Source organism: Rariglobus hedericola, assembly GCF_007559335.1.
Taxonomy (GTDB): domain Bacteria; phylum Verrucomicrobiota; class Verrucomicrobiia; order Opitutales; family Opitutaceae; genus Rariglobus; species Rariglobus hedericola.
Window position 1 is genome coordinate 1,420,915 of record NZ_VMBG01000001.1, and the last position, 12,484, is coordinate 1,433,398.

General features: G+C 62.3%; 10 protein-coding genes and 1 tRNA gene. 7 read left to right on the forward strand and 4 right to left on the reverse strand.

Features of this window, described 5'->3' with window-relative positions; all coding sequences use genetic code 11:
* Positions 1-58: 58 nt before the first annotated feature.
* The gene (locus FPL22_RS06225; RefSeq protein ID WP_144229239.1) at positions 59-1,888 is read right to left on the reverse strand and encodes a hypothetical protein; all 1,830 of its coding nucleotides are present in this window, start codon (positions 1,886-1,888) and stop codon (positions 59-61) included.
* A 194-nt stretch (positions 1,889-2,082) separates the two neighbouring features.
* Between FPL22_RS06225 and FPL22_RS06230 the strand changes: the two genes are divergently transcribed.
* Positions 2,083-2,167, forward strand: a tRNA-Leu gene (locus FPL22_RS06230).
* Positions 2,168-2,200: 33 nt separating this feature from the next.
* Here the strand turns inward: FPL22_RS06230 and hisA are convergent.
* Positions 2,201-2,980, reverse strand: a complete 780-nt coding sequence (gene hisA / locus FPL22_RS06235; protein WP_144229240.1) for a phosphoribosylformimino-5-aminoimidazole carboxamide ribotide isomerase — start codon at positions 2,978-2,980, stop codon at positions 2,201-2,203.
* A 163-nt stretch (positions 2,981-3,143) separates the two neighbouring features.
* Here hisA and epsC point away from each other — a divergent pair, with 163 nt between their 5' ends.
* Positions 3,144-4,082, forward strand: coding sequence for a serine O-acetyltransferase EpsC (epsC, locus tag FPL22_RS06240; protein WP_144229241.1), 939 nt, complete (start codon positions 3,144-3,146; stop codon positions 4,080-4,082).
* A 100-nt stretch (positions 4,083-4,182) separates the two neighbouring features.
* Here the strand turns inward: epsC and FPL22_RS06245 are convergent, their stop codons facing one another.
* Positions 4,183-5,247 carry a quinone-dependent dihydroorotate dehydrogenase gene (locus tag FPL22_RS06245; protein WP_144229242.1) on the reverse strand — a complete coding sequence of 355 codons (1,065 nt, stop codon included), beginning with the start codon at positions 5,245-5,247 and terminating at the stop codon, positions 4,183-4,185.
* A gap of 177 nt (positions 5,248-5,424) precedes the next feature.
* On the opposite strand from FPL22_RS06245, the gene FPL22_RS06250 reads away from it, so the two are divergent.
* On the forward strand, positions 5,425-6,240 hold the full coding sequence (locus FPL22_RS06250; protein WP_144229243.1) for a hypothetical protein: 816 nt from the start codon (positions 5,425-5,427) through the stop codon (positions 6,238-6,240).
* Positions 6,241-6,320: 80 nt separating this feature from the next.
* Here the strand turns inward: FPL22_RS06250 and hemB are convergent, their stop codons facing one another.
* Entirely contained in the window at positions 6,321-7,331 is a 1,011-nt protein-coding gene (gene hemB / locus FPL22_RS06255) for a porphobilinogen synthase (RefSeq protein ID WP_203235122.1), read from the reverse strand.
* Between the two features lie 99 nt (positions 7,332-7,430).
* Between hemB and cysS the strand changes: the two genes are divergently transcribed.
* The 4 genes from cysS (at position 7,431) to FPL22_RS06275 (ending at position 12,467) form a co-directional block, all read left to right on the forward strand.
* The gene (gene cysS / locus FPL22_RS06260) at positions 7,431-8,843 is read left to right on the forward strand and encodes a cysteine--tRNA ligase (RefSeq protein ID WP_144229245.1); all 1,413 of its coding nucleotides are present in this window, start codon (positions 7,431-7,433) and stop codon (positions 8,841-8,843) included.
* Positions 8,844-8,908: 65 nt separating this feature from the next.
* The gene (locus tag FPL22_RS06265; protein ID WP_144229246.1) at positions 8,909-9,940 is read left to right on the forward strand and encodes a DoxX protein; all 1,032 of its coding nucleotides are present in this window, start codon (positions 8,909-8,911) and stop codon (positions 9,938-9,940) included.
* 101 nt (positions 9,941-10,041) lie between these two features.
* Positions 10,042-11,979 carry a threonine--tRNA ligase gene (gene thrS / locus FPL22_RS06270; protein WP_144229247.1) on the forward strand — a complete coding sequence of 646 codons (1,938 nt, stop codon included), beginning with the start codon at positions 10,042-10,044 and terminating at the stop codon, positions 11,977-11,979.
* Between the two features lie 8 nt (positions 11,980-11,987).
* Complete coding sequence (locus FPL22_RS06275; protein WP_144229248.1) at positions 11,988-12,467, forward strand: tetratricopeptide repeat protein; 480 nt, start codon at positions 11,988-11,990, stop codon at positions 12,465-12,467.
* Positions 12,468-12,484: the final 17 nt, after the last annotated feature.

A 12,484-nucleotide genomic window follows, 5' to 3' on the forward strand; every position in this document is an offset into this window, starting at 1 on the left:
GCCGCCCGTTTCAGGGCGGCCTTTGAAACTCACAATCGGCTTCAGCGATCAGCGGATTTTATTCCGATGCAGGAGCGGATTCGGTAGCGGGAGCCTCGGGGAAGTTCTCCGGATCGTGCTCGGCGCTCTCGATTTCCTTCTTGCGCGACTCAACCACGGGGGCCGGTGCGAACAGACGTCCATCGATGAACTCGGTGACGTAGCCTTCGCTCACCAACCAGCGCAGGTCGCCATTGAGGCGGTTGAGCTTGGCGGACTGTTCCGGGCTGAGCGCGGGCGCGGCCGGAGCAACTGTCTCGGGCGCGGCACCTTCCGCGGCCTTCGCCGGAGCGGCAGGAGCGGAGAAGCCGAGGAACTTGTCGGACAGTTCGCTAGCCTTGATCATCGGATGAGTCTCGATGAACGCGATCAGCGCGCCGATGGAATCGGAGAACGTCTGGTTCGGGATGCGGAACTTACGCTTCACCGCGCAGACGTAGCTGATGCCCTTCGAGCCCTTCTTGAAGATCGTGAAGCTCTCACGACGCAGACGGCCGCGGAGCGCATTGGCGGTATCTAGCGGGAACCGGCGCTGACGCTCGAGTGCGCCTTCGATCGTGCGGCGGAGTTCGCCGGCGGGAAGGTTTTCGAGGTTCTTGCCGGAGAAGCGCAGGGACTCGACCGTGCGGACGATCTTATCCTTGGCGGTGCCGAGCAGATATTCGCGGGCTTCTTCGAGCGAATCGAATGAAGGAGCTTGGGGAGCCTCGGGAGCCGAAGGCACCTCGGCGGCAACTTCAGGCGCAGCGGCTTCACCTTCGGCGGGCGCAACGGCATCGGCGGAAGCCTCGACCGCAGGAGCCGGAGCCGCGACCGCAGCGACGGCGGACGAAGCGAGCTTCAACGTATAACGCGTGGCCTTCTTCATCTTCTCCAGCCACTGCGCGATCACCTCGGGCTCACGGACGGACTCGATCTTGTTACGATACACCTCGAACGGCAGCTTGATGTTGGCTGCATGGTGCTGCTGCACGATCTGGTTGTAGCGGTGGTAATTGGGAGGTCCGAGCAATTCACCGGTGACGGTGCACTTGTTAATGACCTGGAAGTTGCCCTTGGGCGCATCGATCTCGACCTCGGCGGAGTCAAAGAACTGGCCGAGATGTTTCTCGAGGACGTGATTGATGGCGGCCTCTTCGTTTTCGAAGGGAATGCCATCCGGCACGGAGATCGCGAACGGAGCGGGCTTGGTCGCGGGAGCGGCACCCTCGGAGGGCTTGTGCTGAACGACGGCGATGAAGCGGTCGTTCTTGCCGATGATCACGCGGGCGATCTCAAAGAGCTCGTAGGTGCGGCAGGAGGCGCGAATCGCCTTGGCCAGCGCGGAGAAGCCGGTGTCTTCCGGATAGAAAGTAACGTTGAAAAACGGGCTGATATAGGGGCCCTGCTCGCGGGGAGCGAAGCCGCCTTCGCGGGGGCCGCCGAAACGGGGACCACCACCCTGGCCGCCGCCGCGGTATTCACCACGGGGAGCACCGCCGCCGGGACCCTCGCGACGCGGGCCGCGGGAATCGAAGCCACCTTCACGACGTTCGCGAGGGGCTTGGGACGGAGCAGCAGAGTTGTCACCTGCGGGAGCCGAAGAAGGTGCGCCACCTTCAACCGGACCGGCGGGCTTGCGGAAACCGCGACGATCGCGGGGCGCGCCGGCGGAATCGCCTTCACGGCGGGGACGGTCATCGCGACGCGGACGGTCGTCACGACGTGGTTCACGTGAGCCTCCCGAGTTGCCGGCGGGGTCGGCTTTGTCTTGGGACCATTGCGTGCCAAAGCTGAAGCTTTGGAGTTGGGCCAAATCGATTTTGTTAAAATCTTTGGCCGGTTTATCGTTGGGAGGCGTCTCGGACATTCGGAGCGATGCGGGCTTATAAGCCTGCGTAGGTGTTTGACTGAAGGCGGTCTTGGGAGGCGCTAATGCGCTCGGGCAGTCTCCATGCGCGCGGAGGAGTAGCAAGCTGTTTCCCGACGTGAGAAAAATGCATTTCGGGGCTTTACACGGCCCGAGAGATTTATCTTAGTCCGCCTTCCCTTCGTTAGAAACATGCTCGGGTGGTGGAATTGGTAGACACACACGTTTGAGGGGCGTGTGCCGAAAGGCGTAAGGGTTCGAGTCCCTTCCCGAGCACCATTTTAGAACCCGCACTTTTATAGTGCGGTTTTTTTATGCCTGCTCCGGACGCTGGTTCCACAACACCAAGTCTGTGTAGCACACACCTCGACCGCCGAAGATATCCAGCGCACTACCCACGGTGAGATCGAGTTTTCCGCCGCTGGCGTGCTCTACTTTTAAAACGTCATCCATCGTGGCGACGCCGCCGGCGTAGGTCATGGGAATCTTTCCCCATCCGCCCAAAAGGGCGACGAGGTCGGCGTCGATGCCGCCACACAGTCCTTCAACATCCGCCGCGTGAATCAGAAACTCCGCGCAACTCCCCGCCAGACGGTCGAGTATCTCCGGCGTCACGTGCAAATCCGTCAGCGTCTGCCAACGGTTCATGGCCACCGTCCAGCCACTCGCGGTGCGACGGCAACTGAGATCGAGCACGAGGCGCTCCGCGCCCACGCGGCGCTTCAGTGTTTCCAGCCGGTCGTCGAGAAACCGTCCGTCCGCATCAAAGAGCCACGAGGTCACGATCACATGGCTCGCGCCCGCTTCCAGCCACTGCGTCGCATTGTCAGCGTTGATACCACCACCAATGTGAAGCCCGCCCGGAAACGCCGCCAGCGCCTCGCGCGCAGCCTCGTCGTTGCCCTGCCCCAGCTTGATGACATGCCCGCCGAACAGCCCGTCAGCCTGGTAACGCGCGGCAAACGAAGCTGCGCTTTCATCGCTCACAAAATTCTCGCGCAGCCCCGCGCCATCATCGCGCAACGAACCGCCGACGATCTGCTTCACTTTACCGTCGTGGAGGTCGATGCAGGGGCGGAACTTGGTTGGCATAGAAGAAAACACCGCACCGTAGGTCCGCCGACGCGTTAGGCAATGCAGCTTTCAGCCAACCGTTTTCGGTGCCCTCCCACCGGCGCCGCGAGCAAGCGCGGTCTTCACCGTCTCGCATCTGGATTTGACCCCGCGCCCCCCCGCGTGGAATGTCCGCCATCCCATGACGTTGGACGACATCACGAAGGCACTGCTCGCCTCCTACGAAACCGAGGGCGGCATCAACCACCTCGACGGCATCAACCTGCCCTCCGACGAATCGGTGAACCGCCTCGCGTCCGATTTCATGCACCTGCTTTTCCCGGGGTTTTTCGAGCAAAAGCCCGTCACGAAGAAAGAGGTTCCCGCGCTCACCGCGTCGCGTCTCGGCGCGATTCAGACCAGCCTTTCGTCCAACATCGAGAAGGCCCTTTCGCACGCCCGCACCGAGGACGCCTCCGTCCGCGCCGCGTCGATCACCACCGAGCTCCTCAGCCGCCTGCCCGACATCCGCCGTATCGTGCAAACCGATGTGCAGGCCGCCTACAACGGCGACCCCGCCGCCCGCAGCACCGAGGAAATCATCCTCGCCTACCCGTGCGTCCTCGTGATCTCGCTCCAGCGCATCGCCCACGAACTCTACAAACTCGGCGTGCCCATCCTCCCTCGCATGCTCACCGAGTATGCCCACGAACGCACCGGCACCGACATCCATCCGGGCGCGCAGATCGGCACGCACTTTTTTATCGATCACTGCACCGGCGTTGTCATTGGCGAGACCGCCCGCATCGGCAACCACGTCAAGATCTACCAAGGCGTCACCCTCGGCGCGAAGTCCTTCGAGGTCGATAACGACGGCAACCCGATCAAGGGCGTGAAACGCCATCCCGACATCGACGACAACGTCACCATCTACGCGCACGCCACCATCCTCGGCGGCGACACCAAGATCGGCGCGCACTCCATCATCGGTGCCAACGTCTGGATCCTCGAACCGGTTCCCTCGAACAGCATCGCCTACTACAAAAACGAGAACCTCGTTATCCGCTCGCGGCGTAAAAAAGAAAAAGCACTCGAGTGCCGCGAAGCCGCCGAGATGCAGGCGTGGGATTGGAGCATCTGAGCGGCGCAGCGCCTCTCAAAAGTAGCGAGTAGCGGGTAGTGAGTAGCGAGCATTCAAACCTCAGCGCTCCCGAGTCCGAACCTACCCGCTACTTCCCGCGTCAGCGCCGCTGCCGATCCGCCACTCCCCGCGCCAGCTCCTTCGCAAAAAACGGCCCGCGATAAATCATCCCTGAGTAAACCTGCACCAACGTCGCGCCTGCATCGAGTTTCTCGGACGCACCGCGCGTGTCGCAGATTCCGCCCACGCCGATAATCGGCAGCTTTCCGTCCGTCGTGCGCGAGATGTATTTCACGATCTCCGTGGACTTGCGCTCCACCGGACGCCCGCTCAGGCCACCCATCTGGTTCACGTCCGCAAAATACCCCGGCCGCGCCAGCGTTGTATTCGTCGCGATCACGCCCGCGAGTCCGAATTCCGCGATCACGCCCAGCGCCGCGTCGATCTGCGGCCACGTGAGATCGGGCGCGATTTTCAAGAGCACCGGCAGCAACGCCCCGCCCTTTTTCGCCGCGCGCTCGCGGTTCGCCGCCATGATCGCGCCCAGCAACTCACGCAGCGGTTTTTCGTCCTGCAGCGTCCGCAACCCGGGCGTGTTCGGACTCGACACATTCAACACCAGATAATCCGCGTAATCCGCCAACCGTGCAAAGCTCGCCAGATAATCCGCCGTCGCGCCGTCGAGCGGGGCAACCTTCGATTTGCCCAGATTCACGCCCAGCGGAATGCGACGCATGCCCACGCCCGGTTGTTTCGCGAGACGCGCCGCGACCGCCTCGGAGCCCTCGTTGTTGAAGCCCATGCGGTTGATCACCGCCTCTTCCGACGGATAACGGAACATGCGCGGCTTCTCGTTGCCCGGCTGCGCGAGCGCCGTGACCGTGCCGATTTCAACGTGACCAAAACCGAGCGCCGCCGCCGCTTCCCAGGCGCGCGCGTTTTTATCGAAACCCGCCGCGAGCCCGATCGCGTTGGGAAACTGCAGCCCGAACGCCTCGACCGGTTTGTAGAGCGAGGAAGGCAGTTGGTTGCACGCCTCCATCAGGCGGCACAACGGCGTGAGCTTGCCGAGCAACGCCAGCGCGTTGACGCCAAATTCATGCGCAGGCTCCGAGTCCATCTTGAACAAAAACGGGCGCATTACCTTCTCATAGAAAAAATCCATAGATGTGCGCACACTGGTAATCACCGCCCTAAAAATCAAGTATCGCGCCATCCGTTTCCATCTACGTTCCCCACGGGGCCCGCGACAGGCCGGAAAACTTTTCAAGAAAGTTGTTTTCGCGGTTTGACTCCTTCACTCCACGCGCTCTTTGCTCCGACCAATCTTTCAGAAACCCGTATGGCAAAATCCTCCGCAACTCTCGACTGGTGCATCGTTCGTCTAGGTGAAGACCACAACTGGTGGGTCGACGAAGTCAGTGACTCCGTCCGTTGGGACGTCGATGGCCTCAGCATCATCGACCCCCGCCAGATGTCCCACCTCATCGACCTCGTCGAGCCCCTGCGCGACTACGGTTTCGACCAGGACATGATGGAAGCCGCGTTTATCGCCTTCCGCATCGAGAAGGAAGCCGGCGAACAACGCGTGCGCCTCAAGCGCGTCAAAGACTCCTTCTTCGAGTCCGAGGAAAAACTCTTCGCCCTAGCCGACATCCTCGACGAAGAAAACGGACCCTACGCCGACCTCTTGGACCATCTCACCCGCTGCCGCGTGAAGATGCTCAACGACATCTTCGACTTCGAGTCGAAGCTCACCGTCGATGAAGTCGAGGACGAGATCCGCGAAGACCAGAACACCAGTTTCATTGAAGGCAAAGCCATCCACACCTTCGACGAACTCAGCGCGATCCTGGACTACGTCCCCGCCGGCTGGGAATCCGAAGAAGGCGAAGAGCGCGCCAGCAAGGGCGACGACGACATCGACGAAGACGATCTCCCCGACCTCGACGAAGAGGACGAAAAGTCCCTCGAAGGCGACTCTTCCCTCAAGTGGGATGAAGATGACGAGGACAAGGACGACGAAGACGGCGTCAAAAAGAAGTCCGGCGACGACGACGAAGACGAGGATTCCGACGACGACGAAAAACCGTCGAAAGACGATGATGACGACGACGAGGACGAAAAGCCCAAGCCCGCCAAAAAGAAGAAGCGCTAAACAAAGAGCGGCTCCCCAAAGGAGCCGCTTTTTTGTGCCTAAAGGTGGAGAGCGTTGTCCCTAACGCGCTGGCTCGCCCCTCACCTCAACTCCGCCGCCATCTCCTTCGCGAAATAAGTGAGGATCATGTCCGCCCCCGCCCGCTTGATCGCCAGCAACGACTCGTGGCGCGTCTTTGCCAGATCCAGCCAACCCAGCTGCGATGCCGCCATGATCTGCGCATATTCGCCCGACACTTGATACGCCGCCACCGGCTTCTTCGTCGCTTCGCGCACCTCACGGATGATGTCCAGATACGCGCCCGCCGGTTTCACCATCAACACATCCGCGCCCTCGGCTTCATCCAACGCCACTTCGATCAGCGCCTCGCGCCGATTCGCCGGATTAAGCTGATACGTGCGCTTGTCGAGGCCACGCGTCCCAGCGGCCGCCGCGCTACCCACCGCATCACGAAACGGCCCGTAATACGCCGAGGCGAACTTAGCCGAATATGCCATGATCGACGTCTGCGTATTACCCGCAGCATCGAGCGCCTGCCGGATCGCCCCGATGCGCCCGTCCATCATGTCCGACGGCGCCACAAAATCCACCCCCGCTCCCGCGTGCAGCACCGCCATCTTGGTCAAAATTTCCACCGTGGCATCGTTCGCCACATCGCCCCCATCCGCCGTCAGCACGCCGTCGTGCCCGTGCGTCGTGTAAGGATCGAGCGCGATGTCCGTCATCACGACCAACTCCGGCAACGCCTTCTTCACCGCCCGCACCGCGCGCAAAATCAGCGCATCTTCATCCAACGCCGCCGTGCCCGTGTCGTTCTTGAATTTCTTATCCAGCTTCGGAAACAGCGCCACCGCCGGCACGCCCAGCTTAGCCAGCGCCCGGCATTCTTTGACGAGATCCGCCACGTTGTAGCGCAATACGCCGGGCATCGACGCGATGGCCTCGGGGGCACCTTTGCCGTCCACCACGAAGAGCGGCGCAATGAAGTCCGCCGGACGCAAAACGGTCTCCTCGACGAGGGAACGCACGGTGGCATTCCGGCGGAGACGACGCGGACGATGGGTCAAATCGAGCTTGAAGGCGGCACTCATGGGAAAATGGACCGCCATCAAAGCACGCCCGGCGCCTCGTCGCCACCCATTTTTCCCCTTTCCGCCCGCCGCCAAAGCCTGTTAACCGTTACGGCTTCCATGGCCATCAAGCTCCACGACTCGCTCACCCGCGAGACCCGCGAACTCCGCCCCGCGCAACCCGACGGCGTTTTCCGCTTCTACAACTGCGGACCGACCGTCTATGCCGCCGCGCACATCGGCAACTTTCGCACCTTCGTGGTCAACGACCTTCTCCGCCGCCTCCTCGAACTCGAGTTCGGCGCCGACAAGATCAAACACGTCCGCAACCTCACCGATGTGGATGACAAAACCATCCGTCGTTCCCGCGAAGAAGGCCGCCCCCTCGCCGATGTGACCCGCCAGTGGACCGAAAAATTTCACGCCGACTGCGCCGCGCTCAACTGCCTTTCCCCGCACGTCGAGCCTGCCGCCACCACACACATTCCCGAGCAGATCGACATGATTTCGATCCTCGAAAAGAAAGGTCACGCCTACCGCACCGAGGACGGCTCCGTGTATTTCAAAGTCTCCTCCGATCCCGACTACGGCAGTCTTTCCCGCGTCAAAGAGCGTGAGTTGAAACAAGCCGCGCCCTCGAACAAACCGCAGACCCACGACGCCGACGAAAAGGAAGACGGCTCCGATTTCGCGCTCTGGAAGGGCCACAAGCCCGACGACGGCGACGTCTTCTGGCCAAGCCCGTGGGGCCAGGGCCGCCCCGGCTGGCACATCGAGTGCAGCGCGATGAGCAAGAAACACCTCGGCGACACCATCGACCTCCACACCGGCGGCGTGGACCTGCTTTTCCCCCACCACGAAAACGAGATCGCCCAAAGCGAATGCTGCAACGGCACGACCTTTGCCCACCACTGGTATCACAGCGAACACCTCCTCGTTGACGGCAAGAAGATGAGCAAGTCGCTCGGCAACCTCTACACGCTCGACGACCTCAAAGCCAAAGGCTTCAGCCCCGCCGCGCTCCGCTACGCCCTCCTCGCCGGCCACCCGCGCAAGCAACTCAACTTCACCCTCGATTCCCTCCACGCCGCCGAAAAAGCACTAGGAACTCTGCGTAAGTATTATACTTCCATTAAACAACGAGCTGGCACCGCTATTCCTGTTAATGAGAGCAGTATGTTTGCCCTCGTATACCTATCGCTGCTTGAGGACTTAAATTCACCTGCTGCTCTAGGTGAATTATTCAGTGAAATACACGAGTGGGCACCCGAGAAAGTCTTCCCTGAACAAGCAGCTTTGATCGTTCACCGCCTAGATAAAATTCTCTTCGCCCTCGGCCTCGATCTCACCGAGCCCGTCACCCCGAAAGCCGACATCCCCGCCGACATCGCCGCCCTCGCCGAAAAACGCTGGGCCGCAAAGCAGTCCAAGGATTTCGCCGCCGCCGACACCCTCCGCAAAGACCTGACCGCCGCCGGCTGGACCATGCTCGACCGCAAAGACGGCTACTCTCTCGAACCGGCGAAAAAGTAATCCGACAGCGACCGCTCGGCGCCGCGGCCATTGACCGCCCGACGTCCGTTCATCATGAAAACCGCATGCGTTCCATCGGTTCCGACCAGACCTTCATGAAGACGATCACGGCCGGACTCGCGGGCCTGATGCTCGCGACGTCGGCCAGCGCCCACGAAAAATGGTTTGTCGCCGGACAACCGCCGGCACTGGAACCGAGCGGTTTCATCTCCCCATTCTGCCTCTCGGCCGTAGGAGCCGCCGTGGCGATCACGCTGGTCGCCGCGTTTTTCTGGCGGAAACGAAACAAGCGCGACCTCATCCCCGGCCCCGAGCGACTCGGCGCGACCGATGAAGGACTCGCCCGTTTCTACGGTTGGGTCCCCGTCGTGCTCGGCGTTCACTTCGCGGTGCCGCTCTTGGTGCTCGGCGTGCAAGGCCGGCTTTTTTCCCCCAACAACGCGCCCGCCGCACCGTTGAATTACCTGCTGGGCACCGTCGAGATCGCGATCGCCCTGAGTTTTCTCTACGGCGGACTGACCCGTCTCTTCGCGGTTGCGCTCGGCCTGCTCTGGGTCGCGGGTGCCGCCTTGCTCGGCTGGGAAATCGCCTTGGAAAATCTCCACTACCTCGGCGTCGCGATCTTCTTCTACTGCACCGGTCGCGGCCCCTGCTCCATCGACCGCCTGATCTTCCCCAATCTGGAACCCTCCCCCGCGCTCCTCGACCGCGGCATGACCGCGCTGCGCATTTCCATCGGCGCAGGTTTCGCCTTCGTGGCGCTGACCGAAAAACTGGCCAATCCCGCGCTCGCCCAGCTATTCCTTGAACAACATCAGCTCAACTTCACCGGCGCGCTCGGCCTGGCCATGTCGGACACCGCGTTCATCTGGTGTGCCGGCACCACCGAACTACTCATCGGCCTCTTCCTGGCCTTCGGGATTTTCCCGCGCACGATCATCATCGCCGCCTGGGGCGTCATCAACCTCACGCTCACCCTCTTCAGCTGGGTCGAACTCGTCGGACACCTGCCCATTTACGGCATCATGGCGGTCCTGCTGGTCTGGGCGCCGTCCGAAAAGACCACCATCCTCTGGCGCCGCGGCATCGCGCGTTGATCGCCCTGCCCGCCGCCTTGCTTGACGGGCGGCGCGTCGCCTCGCCAAGCTACCCGTTCGACCCTGCAATCGTAGGCAGGATCGTTTAAACACCACACGCCATGTCCCACGTTATGTCCCCGCTCGAAGAGCTCCGCCACTCCGCCTCGCACATCCTCGCGACGGCCATCTTGCGCATCTATCCCGATGCCAAACTCGACATCGGACCGCCCACCGACACCGGCTTTTACTACGACATCGATCTCGATAAAAAACTCACCCTCGACGATCTCCCGGCCCTCGAAGCCGAGATGAAAAAAATCGCCGGTGAAAATCAGGCCTTCTACCGCAAGGAAGTCTCCCGCGAAGAAGCCGTCGAGATCATCACCTCCCGCGGACAAGAGCGCTACAAACTCGGCCGTCTCGCCGACATTCCCGAAGGCGAACAAATCTCCTTCTACCAAAACGGCGAGTTCATGGACCTCTGCGCCGGCACGCACATCCGCTACTCCGCGAAACTGAAAGCCTTCAAGCTCCTCTCCATCGCCGGCGCCTACCACCGCGGCGACGAGAAGAACAAGCAGCTCCAGCGCATCTACGGCACCGCCTTCCCCACCAAGGAAGAACTCGCCCAATTCCTCGAACGCCAAGAGCAGGCCAAGGCCCGCGACCACCGCAAGCTCGGCAAGGAACTCCAGCTTTTCCACATCGACGAAGACGTCGGCCAGGGCCTCATCCTCTGGACGCCCAACGGCGCGGTCATCCGCCAGGAGTTGCAGGACTTCATCGGCGGCGAACTCCGCAAGCAGGGCTACTCGCAAGTCTTCACGCCGCACATCGGCAAGCTCGCGCTCTACAAGACCTCCGGTCACTTCCCCTACTACAAGGAGTCGCAATTCCCCGCCATCCCCGAGCCCGACCAGCTCGCGCAAATCGCCTCCGAAGGCTGCGGCTGCGCCGAGATGACCGCCCGCCTCGAAGCCGTGTCCGCGCACTTCGCCGCCGGCATTAACGAGCGCGCCGGTAAGGAAGTCATCGGTGCCGAGCGTGTGATGGACCCGACCAAGCTCCTCGACGGCTTCATGCTGAAGCCGATGAACTGCCCCCATCACATCAAGATCTTCGCCTCGCAGCCGCACTCCTACCGCGACCTTCCCGTGCGCCTCGCCGAGTTCGGCACCGTTTATCGCTGGGAGCAGTCCGGCGAACTCAACGGCATGACGCGCGTCCGCGGCTTCACGCAGGACGACGCCCACCTCTTCTGCACGCAGGAGCAGGTCGCCGCCGAAATCCAAGGCTGTCTCACGCTCGTCAAAACCGTGCTCACCACGCTCGGCATGTCCGACTACCGCGTGCGCGTCGGCCTCCGCGACCCCGACGGCAAGAAATTCGCCGGCAACCCCGAGCAGTGGGACCTCGCCGAAAACGCCTGCCGCGACGCCGCCAAGACCCTCGGCGTTCCTTTCACCGAGGAGCCCGGCGAGGCCGCGTTCTACGGACCGAAGATCGACTTCGTCATCAAAGACGTGATCGGCCGCGAATGGCAGCTCGGCACCGTCCAGGTGGACTACGTTCTCCCCGTGCGTTTCGACCTGCACTACATCGGCGCCGACAACGAAAAACACCGCCCCGTGATGATTCACCGCGCGCCCTTCGGCTCGATGGAACGTTTCTGCGGCGTGCTCATCGAACACTTCGCCGGCGACTTCCCCGTGTGGCTCGCCCCCGAGCAAGTGCGCCTCGCGCCCATCAGCGACAAGATTGGCGACTACGGTCCGCAACTGCTCAAGCAACTCCGCGACGCCGGCATCCGTGCCACGCTCGACGACCGCAACGAAAAGCTCGGCGCCAAACTCCGCCGCGCCGAACTGGACAAGATTCCCTACACGCTCGTCCTCGGCGGCAAGGAAGCCGAAACGCTCTCCGTCAGCGTCCGCAGCCGCGCCAAAGGCGACGAAGGCACGATGCTCTTCGCCGACTACCTCACGCGCGTAGTGGACGAAATCAAAACCCGCGCCCTGCCGGTGAAGATCGAGCGCACCCTCGAAAAGAAGGCCTAAGTCCCGAAATGTCCGACTGGAAACCCGAACTCGACGCCATCGTCGGCGCCCGCCACAGCGGACGCGCCGACCATGTGCCCGACTTGCTGCGTAAGATGGACGCGCGTTTCCCCAACGTCGCAGAAATCAACTACCAGCTCGCGTGGACGCTCGACACCGCCGGCAAGCCCGCCGACGCCCTGCCCCACTACGAAAAAGCCGTCGCGCTCGGCCTTGAGCCCAACGAACACGCCAACGCCTTGATCGGCCTCGCGACCACGTTGCGCACCCTGGGCAAACCCGCCCGCGCCGCCGACGTGCTTCGCTCGGGACAACTCCAGTTCCCCGACAACCGCGAATTCGACGTCTTCCTCTCGCTCGCGCTGCACGACCTCGGCGACCACGCCGAAGCTCTGCGCTTGGCGCTCCTCGCGCTCTGCGACACATCCGAAGATCCCGGACTCACCGCGCACCAGCGCGCGATCCGTTACGCGGCCGGACGTCTCTGAGACGACCCAGCTAAAAT